This window comes from Streptomyces sp. NPDC001380, from assembly GCF_042895785.1.
Classification (GTDB): Bacteria; Actinomycetota; Actinomycetes; order Streptomycetales; family Streptomycetaceae; genus Peterkaempfera.
On record NZ_JBIAWP010000040.1, the window covers coordinates 1 to 20335 of the forward strand.

17 protein-coding genes and 3 pseudogenes are annotated in these 20335 nt (G+C 73.1%); 9 read left to right on the top strand and 11 right to left on the bottom strand.

Annotation, left to right across the window (positions count from 1 at the left end):
* Positions 1–430: 430 nt before the first annotated feature.
* The 4 genes from ACFY07_RS27580 to ACFY07_RS27595 all read right to left on the bottom strand — a co-directional run bounded on the left by ACFY07_RS27580 (position 431) and on the right by ACFY07_RS27595 (position 4356).
* Positions 431–922 carry a hypothetical protein gene (locus ACFY07_RS27580; protein WP_390872270.1) on the bottom strand — a complete coding sequence of 164 codons (492 nt, stop codon included), beginning with the start codon at positions 920–922 and terminating at the stop codon, positions 431–433.
* Between the two features lie 672 nt (positions 923–1594).
* Positions 1595–2068, bottom strand: coding sequence for a VOC family protein (locus ACFY07_RS27585; protein WP_390872271.1), 474 nt, complete (start codon positions 2066–2068; stop codon positions 1595–1597).
* A 526-nt stretch (positions 2069–2594) separates the two neighbouring features.
* Entirely contained in the window at positions 2595–3584 is a 990-nt protein-coding gene (locus ACFY07_RS27590; RefSeq protein WP_390872272.1) for a nitrilase-related carbon-nitrogen hydrolase, read from the bottom strand.
* Positions 3585–3888: 304 nt separating this feature from the next.
* Positions 3889–4356 (bottom strand): DUF402 domain-containing protein, encoded by a 468-nt coding sequence (locus ACFY07_RS27595; RefSeq protein ID WP_390872273.1) that lies wholly within the window; start codon positions 4354–4356, stop codon positions 3889–3891.
* Positions 4357–4808: 452 nt separating this feature from the next.
* Between ACFY07_RS27595 and ACFY07_RS27600 the strand changes: the two genes are divergently transcribed.
* Positions 4809–5528, top strand: coding sequence for a dienelactone hydrolase family protein (locus tag ACFY07_RS27600; RefSeq protein ID WP_390872274.1), 720 nt, complete (start codon positions 4809–4811; stop codon positions 5526–5528).
* Between the two features lie 598 nt (positions 5529–6126).
* Entirely contained in the window at positions 6127–6690 is a 564-nt protein-coding gene (locus ACFY07_RS27605) for a dihydrofolate reductase family protein (RefSeq protein WP_390872275.1), read from the top strand.
* 576 nt (positions 6691–7266) lie between these two features.
* On the opposite strand, the pseudogene ACFY07_RS27610 reads toward ACFY07_RS27605, so the two are convergent.
* Positions 7267–7703: pseudogene (locus ACFY07_RS27610) on the bottom strand (transposase); the annotation flags it as partial.
* Positions 7704–7757: 54 nt separating this feature from the next.
* Here ACFY07_RS27610 and ACFY07_RS27615 point away from each other — a divergent pair.
* The 4 genes from ACFY07_RS27615 (at position 7758) to ACFY07_RS27630 (ending at position 13482) form a co-directional block, all read left to right on the top strand.
* Positions 7758–8339 carry a TetR/AcrR family transcriptional regulator gene (locus tag ACFY07_RS27615; protein WP_390872276.1) on the top strand — a complete coding sequence of 194 codons (582 nt, stop codon included), beginning with the start codon at positions 7758–7760 and terminating at the stop codon, positions 8337–8339.
* Positions 8340–8916: 577 nt separating this feature from the next.
* A complete protein-coding gene (locus tag ACFY07_RS27620; RefSeq protein ID WP_390872277.1) occupies positions 8917–10401 on the top strand; it encodes an MFS transporter in 1485 nt (494 codons plus the stop codon).
* A 1295-nt stretch (positions 10402–11696) separates the two neighbouring features.
* Positions 11697–12302, top strand: coding sequence for a nuclear transport factor 2 family protein (locus ACFY07_RS27625; protein ID WP_390872278.1), 606 nt, complete (start codon positions 11697–11699; stop codon positions 12300–12302).
* 79 nt (positions 12303–12381) lie between these two features.
* Positions 12382–13482 carry a Gfo/Idh/MocA family protein gene (locus tag ACFY07_RS27630; protein ID WP_390872279.1) on the top strand — a complete coding sequence of 367 codons (1101 nt, stop codon included), beginning with the start codon at positions 12382–12384 and terminating at the stop codon, positions 13480–13482.
* Positions 13483–14144: 662 nt separating this feature from the next.
* Here the strand turns inward: ACFY07_RS27630 and ACFY07_RS27635 are convergent.
* Positions 14145–14495 (bottom strand): winged helix-turn-helix transcriptional regulator, encoded by a 351-nt coding sequence (locus tag ACFY07_RS27635; RefSeq protein WP_390872281.1) that lies wholly within the window; start codon positions 14493–14495, stop codon positions 14145–14147.
* Positions 14496–14559: 64 nt separating this feature from the next.
* On the opposite strand from ACFY07_RS27635, the gene ACFY07_RS27640 reads away from it, so the two are divergent.
* The 3 genes from ACFY07_RS27640 to ACFY07_RS27650 all read left to right on the top strand — a co-directional run bounded on the left by ACFY07_RS27640 (position 14560) and on the right by ACFY07_RS27650 (position 17509).
* Positions 14560–15459, top strand: coding sequence for an LLM class flavin-dependent oxidoreductase (locus tag ACFY07_RS27640; RefSeq protein ID WP_390872283.1), 900 nt, complete (start codon positions 14560–14562; stop codon positions 15457–15459).
* On the top strand, positions 15456–16766 hold the full coding sequence (locus ACFY07_RS27645) for an FAD-dependent oxidoreductase (protein ID WP_390872284.1): 1311 nt from the start codon (positions 15456–15458) through the stop codon (positions 16764–16766). The genes ACFY07_RS27640 and ACFY07_RS27645 overlap by 4 nt, the downstream gene beginning before the upstream one ends.
* Before the next feature lie 92 nt (positions 16767–16858).
* Positions 16859–17509 carry an FMN-dependent NADH-azoreductase gene (locus ACFY07_RS27650; protein ID WP_390872285.1) on the top strand — a complete coding sequence of 217 codons (651 nt, stop codon included), beginning with the start codon at positions 16859–16861 and terminating at the stop codon, positions 17507–17509.
* A gap of 239 nt (positions 17510–17748) precedes the next feature.
* Here ACFY07_RS27650 and ACFY07_RS27655 read toward each other — a convergent pair whose 3' ends face one another.
* The 5 genes and pseudogenes from ACFY07_RS27655 to ACFY07_RS27675 all read right to left on the bottom strand — a co-directional run.
* Positions 17749–18402 (bottom strand): DUF4240 domain-containing protein, encoded by a 654-nt coding sequence (locus tag ACFY07_RS27655; RefSeq protein WP_390872286.1) that lies wholly within the window; start codon positions 18400–18402, stop codon positions 17749–17751.
* A 9-nt stretch (positions 18403–18411) separates the two neighbouring features.
* A complete protein-coding gene (locus ACFY07_RS27660) occupies positions 18412–18564 on the bottom strand; it encodes a hypothetical protein (RefSeq protein WP_390872287.1) in 153 nt (50 codons plus the stop codon).
* A gap of 61 nt (positions 18565–18625) precedes the next feature.
* Positions 18626–18909: pseudogene (locus tag ACFY07_RS27665) on the bottom strand (hypothetical protein); the annotation flags it as partial.
* Positions 18910–18912: 3 nt separating this feature from the next.
* Complete coding sequence (locus ACFY07_RS27670) at positions 18913–19899, bottom strand: NAD-dependent epimerase/dehydratase family protein (protein WP_390872288.1); 987 nt, start codon at positions 19897–19899, stop codon at positions 18913–18915.
* Positions 19900–19992: 93 nt separating this feature from the next.
* A pseudogene (locus tag ACFY07_RS27675) lies at positions 19993–20215 on the bottom strand (hypothetical protein); the annotation flags it as partial.
* Between the last annotated feature and the right edge of the window lie 120 nt (positions 20216–20335).

Genomic DNA, 20335 nt, shown 5'->3' on the forward strand with positions numbered 1-20335 from the left:
CGAGGAGAGCTTCGGCACCCAGGAGGCCGCCCGGCTGCGCGCCTCCCTCGAAGCCGTCCTCCGCACCGGCTTCGACCCCTGGGCCGAGTAGCGGCACACCCGGCCCGGCGATGCGGGCGGGTCGCCTGCGGCGGGCAGGGCCGCTGCCGGTCCGGAGGGGCCGGCGGTCGCGGGGGAGGGCGTTCGTGGCGAGGAGGGGGTCGGCGGCCGGCCCGGTCCGGGCGGGGTGCGCAGGCGGCCCGGCCGTGCCGCACCGGCCCCCGGGCTCGACGCCCGGGGGGCCGGTGCGGAGGCGGCATGTCCGGCCCTTCCGCGACTCGGAGCGGACGGCGGGGGGCCGCAGCGCATGTTCCCGGCTTCCCGGGCGGGCGGCACGGTCCCGGGTCGGGAGCGCGTCCGCCGGCCCGGGAGCCGGCCCGCTCGTGGACGGTCAGCGGGTGATGTGGAAGGTGAGATGCCTCTCCGTGTCGCCGGCGGGGACGGTGTGGACGTAGCCGCCAGCGGTGCGGTACGCGCCCGAGCCCCCGGTGACGGGGATGTCGACGGCGGGCGGGGCGGGCAGGTGGAGGAGGGCCTGGCCGGCGATCTGCCCCTGCGGCAGGGCGAAGGCCCCGACGCACTGGAGCGCGTCCGGGGCCAGGTGGACGTAGGTGCAGACGACACTGTGGTCGCCGATCTTCCGGTCGCCCTGGTAGAGGTCTTCCGCGATGACGCGTTCGTCCCCCAGGCTGACCCCCTTCCTGCCGAGGTCGACGAATGCCGACTGGGTCTGCCGGGCGACCAGCCGGATGACCTCCGAGTGCTCGCGGGTGCTGGAGGAGCTGTGGGGGGCGGATGTCGCGGCCCAGGCCGACGGGGCACCGGCGAGCGCGGCGGTGAGGGCGGCGGCTGCGCCGAGGAGACGAATGTTGATCTTGCGCATTGCACGTGTCCAAACGGTGTCTGCAGGTGGTGTGGGGGCTGGTGGGGCTCCCCGCCGTCGGTGCGGCGGGGCGCCGGGCGTCAGCGGCGCGGACGATTCGTCCGGCCCGGGTTCTCGCGCGGCCGGCCGTCGGGCACGGTGGCGCCGGCTGGGAGGCCGTGGGCGGCGTGCCGGCCGGTACCGGGTCCGGTGCCGGGTCGGGGGAGGCGCGCGCGGCGTGGGCCGCCGCGCAGGAACTGCCTCCACGCAGTCCGGGAGGGGCGCGTGACGGTCGGTCGGCAGGGGTGCTGTCGGCGACGGCGGCCGCGGGGGCGGGAACCGGGCTCCTGCCCTTCGCCGGGGCCCGCGGTCCCCGGGCCGAGGCCGGTCGTCCCTGGGATCCGGCCCGTGGCGAGGAGGGTGCCGTCCGCGGCCGGTCCGCCGCCGCTGTCGGGGGAGGCCGCCCCCCTCCGCCGTCGCCGTCGCGCAGCACTCCCCTCCGGTGGGTCCGCCTTCTGCGATCACGGTGCTGAGCCCTGCGGCGCGGATCCGGTCCGCCGTGTTCCCGCCGGCCGGGCCGGCGGAGTGCCGTCCTGCCGGGGGTGCCCGCGGGTGTCCCGCGGGCACCCCCGGACCGCGGACGGGGGCGCGGCGGATCCGTAGCGGCAGCATGCCGGTCCCCCGGAGTCGCCGTCAGCGGCCGGGGGCCCGCTGTGTGATCTCCTGCAGAACCCAGCCGTTCCCGTCCGGGTCGCTGAAGGTGGCGTAGGAGCCGTAGCTGGCGCGCCCGGGGTGCGGACCCGCCTTGCGCCCCTGGCCCTGACCGTCGTGGACGACCTCTCCGGCGTCGTGGCCGTGGAAGAAGAGGCCCTTGTCGTCGTGGAACACCTCGCTCACCTCGACGCCGCGGCCGACGAGTTCCGCGCGGGCCTCCTCGATGTCCGTGACGGCGAGGTACAGGCCCTGTGCCGAGCCGGGCGCGGCGGTCGTGAGGCCCTTGCCGAAGATGATCGAGGCGGCGGAGCCGGGCGGGGTCAGGTGGGCGACCCGGAAGTCCTCCGTGACGTCCTGGGCCAGGTCGAGGCGGAAGCCCGCCTTCTCGTAGAAGGCCTTCGCGCGATCGACGTCCGAGACCGGCAGGACGAAGAGTTCGAGTTTCATGTGCATGTTCTCTGGTTCCTTCACTGTGTGCGTCACGCAGGAGATGCGAGACGCAGGAGGGGGGAGGCCGGGCGTCGACGCCCGGCCGCGTGGATCGGGGTGGTGCCGGCCGGGTCGTCACCCGGACGAACGGGTGCCCAGGGGAGCTGCCGCCTGACTGCGCCCCACCGGGGCGAGCCGGCTGTCCGGCCGAGGGGGCACCGGGACCCGGCGCTCCGGGCATGTCCGCCCGTGCGGAGCGGCGCTCCCAGGACGCGGTCGGCCGGACGGACGCCGCGGCGAGTCGCAGCGAACGCCCCGATCGTCCTGCCGGGGACACCTGGTGCACGTCCGCCGTCGTCGGAGGCCCGGCTGCGGCGGTCCGGCGCCGGTGCACCGGTCGATCGGACGCCGGCGCACAGGGGACGGGCCCGGTCGGGTCGGCGGGATCCTGCGACAGGCCCCCGCGGACGAGTGCCCCGGGGCGGCGGTGACCGCCGTGGACGCTCCTCAGGGGATCACAGGGGCGTCCTCACCGCTCACCGGTCCTCGGTCACTGGTCCTCGGTCGAGTGCTCGGCCTCGACCGCCCGGCCGGTCCGGAGCGGCACGTGGGCGCCGCGCTCGTGGAGGGGGGCCGTCGCCGTGCGGTCGATGTGCAGGCAGAGCAGTTCCGGGCGGGCGTAGTGGCCGCGCGTGTCGGCCATGCGCTTGCGCCGGTCGATCAGCGCGAAGTCGAGATCGGCGATGACTTCGCCCTCGCCGGACGTGATCGGCTCGCCGAGGAAGCGGCCCTCGGGGTCGACGATGGCGGTGAAGAAGCCGCCGGAGAACGCACTGACGGGGCCGCCGGTGTCCTCGGCCAGCCGTGCCTGCTGGTCGGCGTCGAGCCAGGCGGTGGCGTTGACCACGAAGCAGGCCGATTCCAGCGCGTGCATACGGACGGCGACCTCCATCTGGTCGACGAACTGCCCGGCGCCGAGGCCCCCGGGGAACATCGAGGCGTGGATCTGCTCGCCGTCGGCGATCAGCGCGTAGCGCGCCAGCGGCTGGTAGTGCTCCCAGCAGGCGAGCTGGCCGATGCGGCCGACGGCGCTGTCGGCCGCGCGCAGGCCCGAACCGTCACCCTGCCCCCAGACCATCCGCTCGTGAAAGGTGGGCGTGATCTTGCGGCGGCGCTGGATCAGCGAGCCGTCCGCGTCGAAGAGCAGCTGGGTGTTGTAGAGGGTGCCGCCGTCACGCTCGTTGACGCCGATCGAGACGACCATGTGGTTCCGGCGTGCTGCCTGCCCGATCGCTTCGGTCTCCGCGGACGGCACGGTCACCGCCTCGGCCATCAGGCGCAGTTGGTCGTCGCCGATGGTGTAGGGCGGCTTCACCCAGGAGAAGTAGGGGTAGTAGGGGACGACGGTCTCGGGGAAGACCGCGAACTGGACGCCCTGCCTCCCCAGCTCGTGGATCTTCTGCACGACGCGCTCGACGGTGCCGGTGCGGCTGTAGAGCACCGGGCTGATCTGGACGGCGGCAGCCTTGACGACGGTCATGGTGTGACTCCTCTGCGTGGTTCGTGGTCGGCGTGGGGCGAGGTGGTCTCGCCGTTGGCCGGGCGGCGCACTGCCGATCGCGCCGCAGGCGTGCCGCTCCCCGCTGCGTCTGCCGGCGGGGCCTCGGCGACACTTAGGAGCATATGCTCCTATTCGGAGAGGGGCAAGCGGGCACCGCGGCCGGCGATGCCGTCGTCCGTCGCCGGCTGATCGTCCCGGAAGGGGTCGCGCTGCGGGTCCCGCGGCAGGCGATCCCGGTCGGCGGGGTGTCGGCGTGCTGTCGGCGGGCCCCGGCCGGTGACGGTCAGAGCACGGTCCTGCCGGGCCTCGGGGGCCGCTGCGGTGTCGTCCAGGCCGTCGGCGGGGTGAACCCGCACCAGGTGCCGTCGAGCGGGAAGCGGCCGGCCTCCGCGGCGCGCGTCGGGCTCTCGCCCTCGGCGCGGACCGCCTCCGCCTCCTCCTCGCTCCAGTGGGCGGGGTGTCCGGTCCTGGCTGCGGACGACTCCTCGTCCTTCCACTGCCGGGTCCGGTCGGGTGCCACGACGAGGTCCGGTTCGAGGTCGACCACGTCGATGTCGTCGCCTCGGCGGATGCGGCGTTCGAGGCCGACGTACCAGCCGTCGAACCGCAGGTCCTGCGTGAAGAGCCACCCCACCGCATGGAGGCCGTCCCGGGGCTGGTGGATCAGGGCGTTGCCGCGGTACCACCGGACCGCGCGGAGCGGGTATCCGCCCTCCGGCCGCTCCTCCGGCGGGATGTCCCGCAGGTGCACCCCGTCGGGCGGTCCACGCGCCGGGCCGGTGAGCCGGCGCTCCTCCAGAGCCGCAGGCCGTTCCGGGTGCGCCCGACGACGCGGACGGGCACGACGGTGCTCAGCCGACCGCCGAGGTGGAGGTTCCAGCGCAGTGTCCGGCCCGCACGGGTCTCCATGGGGGAGAGGATCCCGGCCGCCCCTGGCATCGGCCCTCCACCGGGGAGGCTGCGAGGGCACCCCGAGGGGCTCCGGGTGGCGGTCCGGCGTCGTGGCATCCGGCCGCGGAGGCGCCGCAGGAATCCGTCGGGCCCCCCACGGCGACCACTGCTAGCCTTCCGGAGGCCGTGCGAGAGAACGAGGAGGTGGTACCCGTGGACGCAGGAACGACATGGGTGCTCCCCTCCGGGGTCACGGTCGGGCGGTAGGTCGTCCGGGAGCGCCGTTCACGAGCACTCCCGAAAGGCACGACCATGCGATTCACCTCCGAGCAGCGCCTCGACGACGGCGTCCTGGAGCGCGCATTCACCCTCGGCGAGATCCCCGGAACCCTGTGGACGCCTGGATCCGCACCCGCCCCGCTCATCCTGATGGCCCACAACAACGGCCTGCCCAGGAGGGAGCCCCGGCTGGTGGCCCGGGCCCGGCAGACCGCGGCGTACGGCTACGCGGTCGCCGCCATCGACGCCCCCGGATGCGGTGACCGGCCCCGTTCCGCCGCCGACGAGCAGGCCCGCGCCGACCTCCGCCGGGCGATGCAGGCCGGCGAGCCGGTCGACGAGATCTTCGAGTCCTTCATCGGCCCGCTGGTCGAACAGGCGGTTCCGGAATGGCGGACCACCCTGGACGCCCTCCTCGCCCTGCCCGGGATCGGCGGCCCGGTCGGGTACTCGGGATGGACCGCCCTCGGCATCCGGCTGGCGGTGGCCGAGCCGCGCATCGCGGCCGCCGGCCTCTTCGCCGGGGGTTACGTGCCCCGCGCCCAGCGCGAGGAGGCCCGGCAGGTCACCGTTCCGCTGCTGTTCCTGCTGCAGCGGGACGACGAAGGGAACCCCCGGCAGCGGGCCCTGGACCTGTTCGACGCCTTCGGCACCAGGGAGAAGACGCTGCACGCCAACCTGGGCGGGCACACCGGCACCCCGTGGTTCGAGGTGGAGGACGGGGGCCGGTTCTTCGGCCGGCACCTGAAGTGAGGCCGGACCGCCGGGCCGGCAGCAGCCGGTAGGCGGCCCCGGCCAGGACGCCGCTCATCGAGGGCGGGGACCGCCCGTCCTCGATGGCGGTGGCCGCCAGACGCCCGACCGCCCCGATCGCGGCGGTACCGGCCGGTGGCGGCACCGGCCGGTCGGGGCGGCGCTCGGCCGCCGGCGCCGCCACCGGCCGGGCCCGCGCCGTGAGGCACTCGGCATGTACCTCGCGGATCGCCGGGCGGGCGACTGCTCCGTTCGGCCGACGCCATCGGCACCGCCTCGTCAAGGGCCTGCCGGGCGGCGGGGAACGCGGCGGCGCGCTGGACGGATCGATGCCCGATGGGTGGACAAGCGCGTGAGGCTCCGGGCGGACAGGGTGCTTTTGGTCGGCGCCCGGTCGACCGGGAGCTCCACCTCGTCCTGGACACCACCCCGCGCCAACTGGCCATGCGGTCGGCCAAGTTGGACACTGCTCACTGCGGGCGCGTCAAGCGTCTGCACTGCACCGGGCCTCCGGCGCCACGGCAGCGGCCGCGACCCGGCACGGCCGCGTTCGGCCGGTGGAAGGACCCGCTCGACCCGAGACCAAGGAGTCCTGATCATGCGGAAGCTGATTGCGACGGTGTTCAACTACTCGCTCGACGGCCTTCTCGCCGACGAGGGCACCGATTTTTGGAAGTTCTGCTTCGGCCTGCCCGAAAACAGTGATCCCGACGACTCGGAGCACCTCGACTTCCTCCGGGGTGCGTACGCGCACATCATGGGACGCACCGCCTACGAAGGCATTTCCGCGTCCATGACAACGGCCACCGAGCATCCCTTCGCCGACATCCTGAACACCGGACGCAAGGTCGTCTTCTCCCGGACCCTGAAGACGGCCGACTGGGCCGACACCACCATCGCCGCCGGTGACACGGCAGAGGAGATCGACAAGCTCAGGCAGGGCGGCGACGGCTACATGGTGGTCTGGGGCGGCGTCAGCCTCTGGCGGTCGCTCATGCGGCTCGACCTGGTCGACGAACTCCGGCTGAGCCTGTTCCCCTATGTCGCGGGCGAGGGCACCCGGCTGTTCGACGGCGTGCCCGCGTCCTACCGGCTCGACCTGGTCTCCAGCGCCGCCTCCACCAACGGGATCGTCCATCTGCAGTACCGCCGGCACCGGTAGGGCGCGTATCCGTTCGTGACCGGGGGCATCCTCAGGACGGCCACCGATCGGGTGATGTCATCAAGGCCGCCGGCCGCCGAAGAACGCTCAGGGCCCCCGGGGTGTCGAGAGGGCTGCCTGAAGTCCCGACCCGTCACCCCGAGGGCCTCGTCGGCCGCCTCTCCTGCCGCGCTCCCTCTGTCGCACGCACTCGTGGAGCGGGTCGCCGTGCCCATCGTCACCTGCCGAGGGCGCTCCCCGTTGTACGCCGCGGCCATCCCGGTGCACCCTGACCCCTCCGGCCTGCCTGCGCAGGCGCGGCACCCCGGCCCAGCGCGCGGCGGGCCTCGCGATCAGCGTGGGCACCGCCCACGCCCACGTCAACGCCGGAGACCGAGCCGAAGTCCCGGGAGGTCCGGTGCGGAGGTGCGGCGGCGGCAGGCAGCGTCGAGGCGCCGGCGGGCCCGACACCGGTCGCGACAGCGGCGACACCACCCACGAACCTTCGCCGGGAGGCCTCCACGTCGACGTGTCGTGGCCTGCCGGAGGGGGCGGATCCGTTGGGGATCTGTTCATGGATGTTCCTTCCGATTGTGATCAATGGCCGATCCGGGTCAAGTCTTTGGTCGAGATCGTCGAGGCACGCAGGCGGAGGCCGGCCGGGTGGCTCTGCGGGGTCTCGTCGTACCGAATGGCGACGCCTCGCCAGGTCTTCAGCTTGTCGATCAGGCGCTCGACGGTGTTCCGCTCCTTGTGCAGCGCGGCGTCGTGGCCGACGGGCCGGCCGGCCCGGGAGCCCTTCCTCCTCCGGTCGGCGGTCCGGTCCCGCTTCTCCGGGATGACCACCTTGATCCTGCGCTTGTGCAGGTGGGCACGGTTGCCGCGGGAGGAGTGGGCCGTGTCCCCGGCGGCCGCGTCGGGCCGGGTGCTGCGAACGCCAGTGGGCGGCATGTGCGGTCGGCGGCGAGGTGGACCTTGCCGGTCTGCCCACCCTGCGAGCGTCCCAGGAGGGCGGCCTTCAACCGGAGCTTCCGCAAGGCCTCCGCATTTATTTGCCGATCGTTCCACCAACAGGTACAGTCGGGCGCATGGCACGCACCCGCGAGTTCGACACCGAAGCCGCCGTCGCCGCGGCGATGCAGGCGTTCCGGCACACCGGGTACGGTGGCACCTCCGTGCGTGATCTGGCGAAGGCCATGGACATCGGCAGCGGTTCCATCTATGCGGCCTTCGGCAGCAAGGAGGGCCTCTACCTGGCTGCGCTGGACCTGTACCGGCGGCGCTACGCGCTGCCGTTCATCGAGATGCTGCGCGCCGGCGGTGACGCACGGGAGACGATCCGTGCGGCTTTCGCGGCAGTGATCGACGAAGTGACCTGCGGTCCGGGCCAGGCGTCCTGCCTGATCGTGGGGGCCGCGATGGAGCGCGCGCACAGCGACGTGCAGGTGGCCGAGCGGCTTCGCGCAACGACGCAGCTGCTCGAGCTCACACTCTTCGAGGCCATCGCCGAGGCGCAGGGGCGGGGCGAGATCCCGGCCGACCAGAGCGCTGCGGACCTCGCCGGGTTCCTCGCCATGACCTTCCAGGGCCTGCGGGTCGTGGGTGCCATAAACCCGGATCGGGCCGCGCTGACGCGGACCGCGGAGGTCGCCCTGAACTGCCTTCGCTGAGCGCGCAGCGCCAGGTTCCGACCGGTCCTGGCGCTGTGTGACGGCAAAGCCTTCGCATGAGCATTTAATTTAACGATCGTTTGAATTTAAATGAGGGTGGCCGGGATCCGGCTCGGCAAGACCCGTACGGGCCTCCCTCCGCACATCCCCGCGGTCGCGGCATCGCCGGCGTTCAAACGCCGCGACGTCCGCCGATCGCGACGCGGTTCGGTGCAGGCCGCCGAAGCCGCGTACAACGACCGTCAGAGCACCTGGCGGAAGTCGCCCATGGCCTTCCGGCCGACTGCTGGGGCGCGGACACCGCTGTCCGCACCTCCGGGTACCGGGGTCGCGCGTGGATGACGCGCGCCCGCCGGCCTCGGCCACTCCCCGAACGGCAGCGCCGCCCGCCCGTCCTCCCGGCTCGCCCGGGACCTGGGCCGCCGGCACCGGCAGGGAGCCCGACGCCATGCCCTCTCCCAGCGCCCCTGACCGACACCATCGAGCGCCCCCGCCACCGGAGCGGCGCACACCTTCCATTGACGCAGCCCGGCCGGAAGGCCTGGCCGGCAACCGACGCCTCCAAGGAGTACGAGTCATGTCCCAGGACGTCCACCATCCCGATCCCCGGCGCTGGTTGGCCCTGCTGTTCATCGCCGTCGCCCAGCTGATGGTCTTCCTCGACGGGGCGATCATGAACATCGCTCTGCCGTCCGCTCAGCGCGACCTGCACTTCACCGACGGCGGCCGGCAATGGGTCATCACCGCATACGGCCTGGCCTTCGGCGGTCTGCTCATTCTGGGCGGACGCCTGGGCGACCTCTGGGGACGCAAGCGGGTGTTCGTCGTCGGACTGGTCGGCTTCGCCGTGGCCTCGGGCATCGGCGGCGCGGCGCAGAACCTGCCCGTGCTCCTCACCGCCCGTGCCCTCCAGGGTGTCTTCGGCGCACTCCTCGCCCCCGCCGCCCTGGCGCTCATCTCACTGGCGTTCACCGACGCCAAGGAGCGCGCCAAGGCCTTCGGCATCTACGGCGCCATCGCCACCGCGGGCGGTGCCCTCGGCCTGCTGCTCGGCGGAGTGTTCACCGAGTACACCGACTGGCGCTGGGGCTTCTACATCAACCTCCCCATCGCGGCCATCGGCATCATCGGTGTCCTGTCCGTCGTCCGTGACTCCGGGGCGCACGCGGACCGCGGCCGGCTGGACGTACCGGGGGCGGTCCTCGCCAGCAGCGGTGCCGTCGCCCTGGTCTTCGGCTTCGCCAAAGCCGAGAGCGACGGCTGGGGCGCAGGCGTGACCATCACCATGTTCGTCCTGTCCGTCCTCCTGCTGGCGGCATTCGTCCTGCTGGAGGCCAAGGTCGCGTCGCCGCTGCTGCCGCTGCGCGTCCTCACCGAACGCAACCGCGCGGGCTCCTATGCCTCCCTGGCCCTGTCCGTCATGGCCATGTTCGGCATGTTCCTCTTCCTCAGCTACTACTTCCAGCTGGTGAAGGGATACTCGCCGGTGCAGAGCGGCGCCGCCTTCATCCCGATGGCCGTCGCGCAGGCCATCGGCTCGACGCAGATCGGCGCCCGCCTCTCACACCGAGTACGCCCCGGCCTGCTGATGAGCATGGGCTACGCCGTCTCCGGCGCCGGTGTGCTGATGCTCGCCCTGCTTGACGTCAATTCCTCGTTCGGGTTCATCGCGGCTGCCGAGATCGTCGTGGGCGTCGGCATCGGCACGGCGTTCATGCCCGCCTTCAGCCTGGGCGCCCACGGTGTCGAACCGCGCGATGTCGGAGTCGCCTCGGCCATGACCAGCACCTCGCAGCAGATGGGCGGCTCCATCGGCACCGCGCTGCTCAACACCATCGCCGCGAGCGCCACCACCGGATACGTCGCCTCCCACCACCGCTCCGTCTCCCTCACCAACCTGTCGCTGGTCCACGGCTACTCCGTGGCCTACTGGTGGGGCACCGGATTCCTTGCCGCCGCCGCACTGGTCGCGTTCTTCGCCATCAACGCCGGCAATCCCAAGCACCAGTCGGAGGCTGCCGCCGGCAGCGCGAAGACCTCGGAACTCCAGCACGCGGAGTGACCGAACGGGGCCGGGGCGCGCTGCGCCCCGGCCCTGCCCAGCTCTGCGGGCGGTGTCGAGGGCGCCGGCGCGGCCAATCCGCCTGCCGACCGGCAGCCCGCCCGGACTCGCAGCACAGACGGGGGCGCGCCGCGTCGCGGACCGGATGCAGGCGGCGGGCGGGCAGCCGTTGCCGCCCGGGTCCAGCAGGGAACGAACGGGTTTGTTGCTGCAGGTGAACCGGTCTGGAGCCGGTCGGACCGGCGAGGGCTCGATGTCCCGCGCCGAGTCACCGGCAGGTCTTCGGGTTCGGGAAGGCCGGGGACCGGCGGATCGGCCGGTCCGAGGTGGACGTCCTGGGGCCGGTTCCAGGACGGCGCCTCGTCCGGGCGCACGGTGTGGTGTTCGAGCCGGTGGTCCTCGGCATGGAGGACCGGGCCGAGGACGTCGGGGATCTTTCGCGGCCGTCGGGTCGTGCTGGTCGGCGGTCGCGGCCACGTGCCGGCCCGGTCCGTACGTCGACCAGGGACCCCGGCAGCCCGCGAGCCGCCCGGTGCCGCCGCCGCTCGTCTCGAGCGTGAGAGAAGTCCGGCTGCCGGACCTTGTCCGGGCGGCCTGCCCAGTGGCCGGGGCGGCCTCGCGCCGTGCGGTGAGCTGCCTGCGTTCGCGCCGGCAGCTCGCCTCCGGCAGCAGGCCCTCCTCGTCCGGCAGCCGCAGCACGGTGGCCTGCGGGGCGTGGTGGCGGTCGTGGCGGCACATCGCCCCCACCTCGCGGCGCCCGCAGGGCGGGCCGGGCGAGCGCGTGCCGACGGGCGGTGCGGCGGACCCGTTCCCGGCCGTGAGCCCGGCCCGGCTGGACTCCGGGAACCGGTGCTTCCCGTTGCCCGCGGACTGCTCGAAGACCCTCGCCCGACGAGCGGCCTCCGCCACGGTCGTCCCACCGGCCGGGACGACAGCACGATCCGGACCTTCGCCTCCGTTGGCACCGCCGGCGTCCTCACCGTGATCGATCAGGCTCCCTCGGTCGGACGGACCCGCAGGGGACGGGACCGCCCGGTGCCTCGCATGCGGCTTTTCCGGAACGGTCGATACATTTATATGGGGACATTTTGCCGCCTGTGGGGCCGCGAGCGCGGGATTCGGATGATTTTTTTTTGACACAGTGTTCCATATAGGGTTCACTGGCTGGCGTGGCCGGGCCGCGGCCTGCCGGCGGTGGGGCGCCCCCCCGGGGGGGGCCCCCCCGCCGGCCCCCCGGGGCCCGGAATCCCAACGACCGTCGCCCGCGCCCGGGCGCGGCGCCGAAAGGACAGAGCATGAGCAGGCAGGAATCCCGTACGTCCTCCGTGTGGCGTTCACGTGTGGCCGGTGCCGCCGCCGTGGCCGCGCTGCTGGCCGGCGGGGGCGCGGCCGCCTGGGCCTCGGAGCCCGCGTCCGCCGCGCAGCCCCGCCCGGCGCAGTCCGCCGCGGCGCACACCGCGGCCACGGTGCAGCGGCTGGCCGACATCGAGGACATCCGCCAGGTCAAGGCGCGCTACTTCCGCTACCTCGACAGCAAGCAGTGGTCCAAGCTGGCCGCGCTCTTCACCGCGCACCCCACCATCGACGTGGGCGTGAAGTACACCAGCGGCAAGGACCTGGCGAAGAACACGGCGGCGCTGCTGGGCGACGCGCCCACCGCCCACCAGGGCTTCCTGCCCGAGATCCAGGTGCACGGCGACCGCGCCACGGCGATCTGGGCGATGGAGGACTACGTGAGCTTCCCGGCCGGGTCCAGCTACAAGAACGGCTTCCACGGCTACGGCGAGTACCACGACACCTATCAGCGGATCCACGGCCGCTGGTACATCTCCAGCAGCGTGCTGTCGCGGTTCCGGGTGGACACCGTCCCCAACTGGACGCCGCCCGCCCCGAAGAAGTAGCCCCGGCCTCCGCCTTCCCCCTCCGGTCTCCGCCTTCCCCCCCCGGCCCGCCCAGGGCCCGTAGCACAGGAGTGACAACATGAGCACCATCGGCGTCGGCATCATCGGCGGCAGCCCGGGCGGCTGGGCCTCCCTCAGCCACATCCCCGCCCTGAAGGCCCTGCCGGACTTCACGCTGCGGGCCGTCAGCACCTCCCGCCGCGAGTCGGCCGAGGCGGCCGTGCGGGAGTTCGGGCTGGAGGCGGCCTACGACAACCACGCCGCGCTGCTGGCCCACCCGGGGGTCGACGTCGTCGTGGTGGCGGTCAAGGTCCCCCACCACCGGGAGCTGATCTCCGCCGCGATCGACGCCGGCAAGACCGTCTACAGCGAGTGGCCGCTGGCCCTGGACCTGGCGGAGGCCACCGAGCTCACCCGGCGCGCCGACGCCGCCGGGGTGCGCACCGCCATCGGCCTGCAGGGCCGCTACCACCCCGAGCTGCGCTACGTGCGCGACCTGGTCCGCGAGGGCAGGATCGGCCGGGTCATCGGCACCTCCCTCGTCGCCTCCGGCATGGTCTGGAACGGGCAGACCACCAAGGCCCACGCCTACTGGTACGACGAGTCCCAGGGCGCCACCCCGCTGTCCGGCGCCGCCCTGCACGCCATCGACGCCCTCACCGTCACCCTCGGCGAGTTCGCCCACCTGTCGGCCAACCTCGTGCGCGGCCGCCGGGAGGTGACCGTCACCGACGACGGCGGTGCCGTCGTCCCCGTCACCGCCCCGGACCAGATCGCGGTCATCGGCACCCTGGAGGGCGGCGCCGCGGCCTCGGTCTTCTACCGCGGCGGCGCCTCCCGCGGCGACAACTTCCGCTGGGAGATCAACGGCACCGACGGCGACATCGTCCTGACCGCCCCCTGGGGCAACATCCAGGTCACCGACCTCACCCTCCAGGCCGGCTTCGGCGAGGACGCCGCCGTGTCCCGGCTCGAGGTGCCCGCCGAGTACTTCGCCGGCATCCCCGACGGCCTGGTCGGCCCCGCCAGGAACGTCGCCGCGCTCTACTCCCACCTGGGCCGCGACCTGCGCGAGGGCACCCGCACGGCCCCCGACTTCACCTACGCCCACACCCGCCACCGGCTGATGCACGCCATCGAGGACTCCTCCCGCCGGCAGACTACGCAGCTCCCCGGCTGACCCCGCGCGGCCGGCCCCCCCGGGGGGGCCGGCCCGCGGATTAAATTTAACGAACGATCGGCATCTGCCCGGTGCCGGTCCCGCCCCGCCACGAGGCCGGGCGCCGGCGTCCGGGCCGGGGTCCGCCCCGCGCCGGCACCGACCCCCCTCGCCCCGGATGACGCAGCCTGGGGGAGCGACACGGACTGTCGTGGCGTGCGAGAACCGAGTGCCCGAGAAGGCTGATGAAGATCCTGGATTCTGGCCCTGCCGCGTGAGCGGTGGGGCCAGACTCCTCTCGCGGCGATGGGGAAACGGCTCGGGGATGCCGTCGGGCCGTACGTGTGGGAGACCTGCCGGGACCGAGCCGCCCTCGGCTTCGTGAAGTCCGTGATCGTGTGATCAGGCGGTCTGCGGGTGTTGCTCCCGACGCGTCACCCGCTGCCGGGCCTCGGCCCGCGCCCGCCGGATCGCCGCGAGCGCGGGGGGGCCGGCCGCGGCCGCCGACCGACGCCTGCGCACGCGGGTGCGGCCCGGTGCGCTGACTCCTTGGGGAAGTGCGCCCGGCAGCGGCAGGAGCAAGTGCCTCGGCGATCCTCATTCCTGCTTGCCGGGGGCACTTCCCACGTGCCCGGCCACCCCTCGGGCAGCCCGCTTCGTGAGGGCGCGAGCCCGGCCGGAGGCTACGCCGACGACGGAGTCCGCCCCGCGCCCCTGGTCCCCGAGCGGTGCATGGACCACTGCGCGAGCGGCAGCAGGGCGTTCACCAGCCCCCGGCCGTCCGGGGACAGCTGATAGCGGACCTGTACGGGCGTCGTGGGGATGATGCTGCGCTCGACGAGGCCCGCAGCCTCGAGTTCCTTCAGGCGCTGGGAGAGCAGCCGGTCGGAGATGCCTTCGATCACTGCCCGGTACTCGCCGAAGCGCCGGGCTCCGCGGTCGGCGGCCTGCAGGACCGAACCCGTCCAGCGGCGTCCGATCAGTTCGAGGGTGCCCTCGAAGCTCGGGCAGGTGTTGTCATGAATGGATTCCACTTACAAAAGATTAGCACCTTACTCGCCGCTTTGCCGGTGCGGCGGTCCGGTGCACCGTAGACACATGACCGACTACGGACGTCCGCTCTTCTTCGGAGTGAGCCTCGACCCCTCCGCCGCGGCCTGGGTCCGTACCCGGCGCCTTGCGCGGACGGCGGAGGACTCGGGCCTGGACTACCTCGCCGTCCAGGACCACCCCTACCAGCCCGGCCACCTGGACACCTGGACCCTGATCACGCATCTGTCAGCGGTCACCGAACGCATCTCCTTCCTCACCGCTGTCGCCGACCTGCAGCTGCGCCCTCCGGTGATGCTCGCCAAGGCCGCCGCGTCGTTGAGCGTGGTCAGCGACGGACGGATCCAGCTCGGCGTCGGCGGGGGCGGCATCCCCGATGCCATCGCCTCGATGGGCGGACCGGCGCGACGCGGCCGGGACCTGGTGGCCTTCGCCGAGGAGTCCCTGGGGATCCTGCGCACGGCGCTGTCCGGGGGCGTCGTACGACTGCACAGCCAGTACCACGCCATCGGCGGCTACCACGCCGGACCGGTGACCCCGAAGCCGGTCGAGCTCTGGCTCGGCGCCCAGAAGCCGCGGATGCTCGCCGTCACCGGCCGGTTGGCCGACGGCTGGATCTCTCCGCTGAACATCTACGTCCCGCCGCAGGAAGTGCCCTCGCTTCAGCGGATCATCGACGAGGCGGCCGCCGGAGCAGGCCGCGACCCGAGGACGCTCCGGCGCGTCTACAACGTGATCGGCACAATCGGCGACCGCGGGGACGGGCCGGGACTCGTCGGCAACGTGCAGCGGTGGGTGGACACCCTCGCCGAGTGGGCCGTGGAACTCGGCTTCGACACCTTCGTCTTCTGGCCCGCCGCCGACCCCGAGCAGCAGCTCGCGCTCTTCGCCGCCGAGGTCGTGCCCGCGGTTCGCGAGCGGGTCGCTGCCCTCCGGAGCGGGCGATGAACGGCACCCTGTCCACCGTGCCGGCCGAGCTCGCCGGCAAGCTGGTCACGCCGGGCGACCGCCGCTACCCGCTGCTCCGCTCCACCTACACCACCGTGGGCCACCCGGCCGCCGTTGTCCTGCCCGAGTCCGCGAACGATGTCGCGGCGGCGCTGCGGCTCGCCCGGGAGACGGGACTCGGGGTGGCCGTCCGCAGCGGCGGGCACGGCCTGTCCGGCAGCGGCACCAACAACGGCGGACTCGTCATCGACCTGAGCGCACTGCACCGGGTCGACGTCCTCGACCGCGGTTCCCGTCTGGTCCGTGTCGAGGCGGGCGCCCGCTGGGCCCAGGTCGCCCAGGCGCTGGCCCCGCACAGGCTCGCCATCAGTTCGGGCGACCACGGCAACGTCGGTGTCGGAGGCATCGCCACCGGGGGCGGCGTCGGATGGCTCGTACGGCACTACGGGCTCACCGTCGACCGCATCCGTGCCGTCGAGGTCGTCCTGCCCGACGGATCGGCCGTGCGCGCGGATGCCGAGGCCGAGCCCGACCTGCTGTGGGTGATGCGCGGGGCCGGCGCGGGTGCCGGGATCGCGGTGGCCTTCGAGATCGAGGCCGTGGAGCTTCACGACGTCGGTTATGCGCAGCTGATCGCGGCGGTGGACCCGGCCGGGGAGGCGCTGCGGCGCTGGCAGTCCGTCATGGCGCGCGCACCGCGCGAGCTGTCGACCGCGGTGATGCTGTCCTCGCAGGGCGCCGCCACCGCCGCGGTCATCACCGCCGTCGTGGCATCGGACAGCCCGTCCGTCATCCGCCGCGCCATCGAACCGCTGCTCGGCATCGGTGACGTCATGGCCCAGCAGGTCCATGTCGTCCCCTACACGGACCTGGTGTCGCCGCTCCACATGCACACCAACACCGGGCAGATGCCCTCCAGCTCGACCAACGGACTGCTCACCGGCATGACCCCGGACGCCGCCCGCGCCCTGGTCGCGGCGTCGGCCGCCCCCGACCCGGTCCTGGTGCAGCTGCGTTCGCTGGGCGGGGCCACCCACGACCCGGCCCCCTCTGCCATGGCGTTCGCACACCGCCATCAGAACACCCTCGTCATCGCCTCGGCGTTCCCGCCGGACGACCGCGCCACGCTGGCTGCCGCCTGGGCGCCCCTCGCCCCGCACACCGACGGCGCCTACGTGAACTTCGAGAGCAGTCCCGACGAGGCGACCTTCAGCCGCGCCTACCCCGGACCGACCGGCACCCGCGTCACCGACCTGTGGAAGCGCTACGACCCCGACGGAGTCCTGCGCCCCGGGCCGCAGGCCTGACCGCCGGCCCCACCGACCTTCTCGACCCCGAGCCCCACGGCACCCGCCGCGGGCGCCCGCCCTGTCACACCAACCTCTCCTGGAGATATCCCATGGCTACGTTGCTGCACATCGACTCCTCCGTGTTCCCGAGCGGCGCCTCCGCCTCCCGCGCCGTCACCGAGACCTTCCGCAAGGCCTGGGAGGAGCAGCACCCGGAGGGCACGGTGATCTACCGCGACCTCTCCGTCGCCCCCGTCGCGCACATCACCGCCGCCGTGCACACCGCGGGCCTGGCCGACCCGAATCCCCGCACGCCCGCGCAGGACGCCGGCTTGGCCGAGCGCCTCCAGCTGATCGAGGAGCTCGAGCAGGCAGACGTGGTGCTGATCGGCGCGCCGATGTACAACTACTCGATCCCGTCGACTCTCAAGGCATGGCTGGACAACGTGATCCTCCACGGCCGCACCTCGGGCGAGAACCCCTCCGCCAAGGGCACCCCGGTCGTCGTCGTCGCCAGCCGCGGCGGCTCCTACGCCCCCGGCACTCCGAAGGAGCCCTACGAGTACGTGCAGAACTACCTGACCGCGACCCTCGGCGGCATGCTCGACCTCGACCTCGACTTCATCGTCCCGGAGCTCACCATGGCCCCGTACAACCCGGCCATGGCCGAACTGGTGCCGCTCTTCGAAACCTCCCGCGACCGCGCTCTGCAGGACGCAGCCGTCAAGGCCAAGGCCCTTGCCGAACGCCTCACCGCGTAAAGCACGAGAGCGCCCCGTGCGTCCCTGCCGCTGATGTCCTGAGTCGGCCGTCCGCCGGCGGTGTGCGGCGGGTGCGTCGAGGATCCCCTCGGCGGTCCCGGTCCGGGCGAAGGGTCCGGGGCCGTCGTTCCGGGCGGCGATCCAGGTGCGGATGTCCTTCTTCACGGCCTGGACGGACCTGTGGATGCCGCGCCGTGCCTGCTTGTTCGTCAGTTCGGCGGACCAGCGCTCCACCAGGTTCAGCCAGGACAGGCCGGTCGGGGTGACGTGCAGGTGGAACCGTCGGTGTGCCACCGGCCAGGTCGTGGTGGCCGGGGCCCTGCAGGCGGCGCAGTCGTCCAGGACCAGGTGCACGTCCAAGTCCTGGGGGGACCTCCCCGTTCAGCCGGGCCGGGAACTCCTTGAAATCCTCGGCGCGGTGCGGTTGCAGGCCGAACGCCCGCCGGACCCGCGACACGGTCGACGGCGGCAGCCCGGTCTCCCGGGCCGTCGACCGCGTCGAACAGTGTGTGGCGTCCTTCGGCGTCCGCTCCAGCATCCCGGTGATCAGCCCGGCGACCTGCGCGTCGGTGACCGTCCGAGGGTCGCCGGGCCTGGGCATGCCGCCCAGGCCCGGCGACCCGGTGCTCGACGGACCCGGCCCGCCAGCGGCCCACCGCGTACGGCGTCGACCCCATCCGCTCCGCGACGTCCCTGTTGAAGTCCTCGTAGAAGACGGCCTCATGGTCGCCGGTAGCGGCGGCGGCGCGCACTGCGGGGTGGTCCGCGAGTGCGTCCGGGCAGCCGGCCGTCCGCTCGTACCACCCCTGTCCGAGTGCTACGAGACCCGCCGTGAAGTCGCTGAACCGATCATCCGAGCACCCTCCGCCGATGAGGGAGGCGGCTGCCCACACGTCCCAGCGCTACACCATCTCCCGCAGCCGGGCGAAGCGGGATGCGAAGGCCAGGATCTCGTCTGGAGGACGGGCCGCCCACTGGGCGGCGAGGGCGGCGTCGAGCGGCTCGTCTCGCTCTCCGGCGGCGTCGAGCACACCCCAGGACGTTTCGGTGTCCATGGAGGGCAGCGTGCCAGGGTGTGACGACAGCCCGGCCCGGTGAGCAGTCGGAACTTCATGGTCAGGCTGCTACGGCGAGCTGCAGGGTGAGGACGGCCCTGACGAGGACGCCTCTGACGAGGTCGGTGATGCGGGTGGTGCTGCAGCGGAGCCTGCGCAGGAGCCGCCCGGACCTGAGGGTGGCCGGCGCCTGCTCGCCGACCCCGCGGATCGTGGCGTGGGAGACTCCCCCAGCCTTCGGCCGGGGGTGCCCCCATCGGCCCTCTGCCATGCGGAGAGCTTCTCGCGGCGGCCGCGGTGGGGCACGCGGACGGTGCCGCCGTCGTCCTGGCCCCCTTTGTCAGCTTGTCACCCGAGGGCGTCCAGCAACTCGCGCTCGCGCTGCGCGCTGAGGCCTGCGCGCCTTTCCCGGTCCAGCCCCTGCCCGCGTTCCCAGCGCAGCGTGTCGGCCAGCATCTCCGCCGTAGGCCGGTGACACAGCCCCGCGGCGCGCGCCGAGGACCCGTCGCGGGCCGACCACCCTTCCCAGCCCGGCTCAACCAGCCACATCGGCAGTGATTCGGGCCCCATGTACTCGGCCACGCCGTTGGCGAGCAGCCACGCCGATCCGGCGGTGACCACCGGACCGGTGTGCCCGCCGACGGCACGGGACAGCTCGATCCACTCCTCGAACGGAACGACCGGGCCGACAGCGTTGTACGTGCCGGTGGTTCCCCTCTCCGCGGTGTCGAGCAGCCAGGCGGTGAGGTCCCGCACATCGAGCACCTGGGTGGGCATGGCCGGTGTGTCGGGGACCAGCATCGGCCCTCGCGGATCGCGTGCGGCGCGGGCGACCCAGTAGCCGGAGCGTCCGCTGTGATCGCCCGGACCGCCGATGAGGCCGGCTCGTGCGATGAGGAGGCGGTCGCCCACCGCGGCCGTCGACGCCTGCTCGCAGGCGACCTTCGCCTCGCCGTACACCGCGCGATCGACCTCGCTCCTGTCGGTCGGGGCCAGCAGGGGCGCGGACTCGTCCGCCCCCGGCGTCGCATGGGATGCGTAGGCGTTGCCGGACGAGACGTACACCCAGTGCCCGGCCCTGCTGCCCAGCATGTCGAGCGCTCCACGAACGAAGCCCGGCTGCCATGACACCTCGACGACCGCGTCCCACACGCGGTCGAGCAGGGGCTCGTACGCCGACCGGTCCCGCCGGTCGGCGGCGACCAGTGTCGCCCCGTCCGCGACTTCTCCGCTCTCGCCACGCGCGAGGCAGGTCACCCGATGGCCGCGTTCGATCGCCTGTCGCGACAGCTCCCGAGCCACCCATGCCGTTCCGCCCAGAACCAGGATCTCCATACCGACACACAAGCACCGGGATCACCGCCCGGCCAGCCTGATTCGCTGACAGCAGACGGGCAGCCGTCAGATCGACCCGATCCTTGAGCAACTGTCCGCCCAGCAGCGGACATCGGCCTCGGCCAAGGCGTCGATGATGCCGCGGGTGCGGGCGGCTCTGATGCCGTGGACCGCGGCGGGCAGGGCGGGCGAGGCCCACAACAGCCGGCCTGGGGGCACCTCCCGGCTGTCAGGCTGGAGGAGGGGCGGCGATGACCTGCACGTTCATGCCGTGCTTCTTGTGCTTCCCGGAGCAGTAGGGGCGATCGGCGGCGATCGCCCCCAGGCTGACAGCCGGGAGGTGAGCTGCCCCGACTTTCGTGGAGTCCGTGATCGTGTGATCAGGCGGTCTGCGGGTGTTGCTCCAGTCTCGTCCAGTACGCCTGCTCGTACTCGT

Coding starts and splice junctions, on each gene's coding strand:
- ACFY07_RS27580 (WP_390872270.1), bottom strand. CDS start 922: ATGCGCAAGATCAACATTCGTCTCCTCGGCGCAGCCGCCGCCCTCACC.
- ACFY07_RS27585 (WP_390872271.1), bottom strand. CDS start 2,068: ATGCACATGAAACTCGAACTCTTCGTCCTGCCGGTCTCGGACGTCGAT.
- ACFY07_RS27590 (WP_390872272.1), bottom strand. CDS start 3,584: ATGACCGTCGTCAAGGCTGCCGCCGTCCAGATCAGCCCGGTGCTCTAC.
- ACFY07_RS27600 (WP_390872274.1), top strand. CDS start 4,809: ATGCGATTCACCTCCGAGCAGCGCCTCGACGACGGCGTCCTGGAGCGC.
- ACFY07_RS27605 (WP_390872275.1), top strand. CDS start 6,127: ATGCGGAAGCTGATTGCGACGGTGTTCAACTACTCGCTCGACGGCCTT.
- ACFY07_RS27615 (WP_390872276.1), top strand. CDS start 7,758: ATGGCACGCACCCGCGAGTTCGACACCGAAGCCGCCGTCGCCGCGGCG.
- ACFY07_RS27620 (WP_390872277.1), top strand. CDS start 8,917: ATGTCCCAGGACGTCCACCATCCCGATCCCCGGCGCTGGTTGGCCCTG.
- ACFY07_RS27625 (WP_390872278.1), top strand. CDS start 11,697: ATGAGCAGGCAGGAATCCCGTACGTCCTCCGTGTGGCGTTCACGTGTG.
- ACFY07_RS27630 (WP_390872279.1), top strand. CDS start 12,382: ATGAGCACCATCGGCGTCGGCATCATCGGCGGCAGCCCGGGCGGCTGG.
- ACFY07_RS27640 (WP_390872283.1), top strand. CDS start 14,560: ATGACCGACTACGGACGTCCGCTCTTCTTCGGAGTGAGCCTCGACCCC.
- ACFY07_RS27645 (WP_390872284.1), top strand. CDS start 15,456: ATGAACGGCACCCTGTCCACCGTGCCGGCCGAGCTCGCCGGCAAGCTG.
- ACFY07_RS27650 (WP_390872285.1), top strand. CDS start 16,859: ATGGCTACGTTGCTGCACATCGACTCCTCCGTGTTCCCGAGCGGCGCC.
- ACFY07_RS27660 (WP_390872287.1), bottom strand. CDS start 18,564: ATGGACACCGAAACGTCCTGGGGTGTGCTCGACGCCGCCGGAGAGCGA.
- ACFY07_RS27670 (WP_390872288.1), bottom strand. CDS start 19,899: ATGGAGATCCTGGTTCTGGGCGGAACGGCATGGGTGGCTCGGGAGCTG.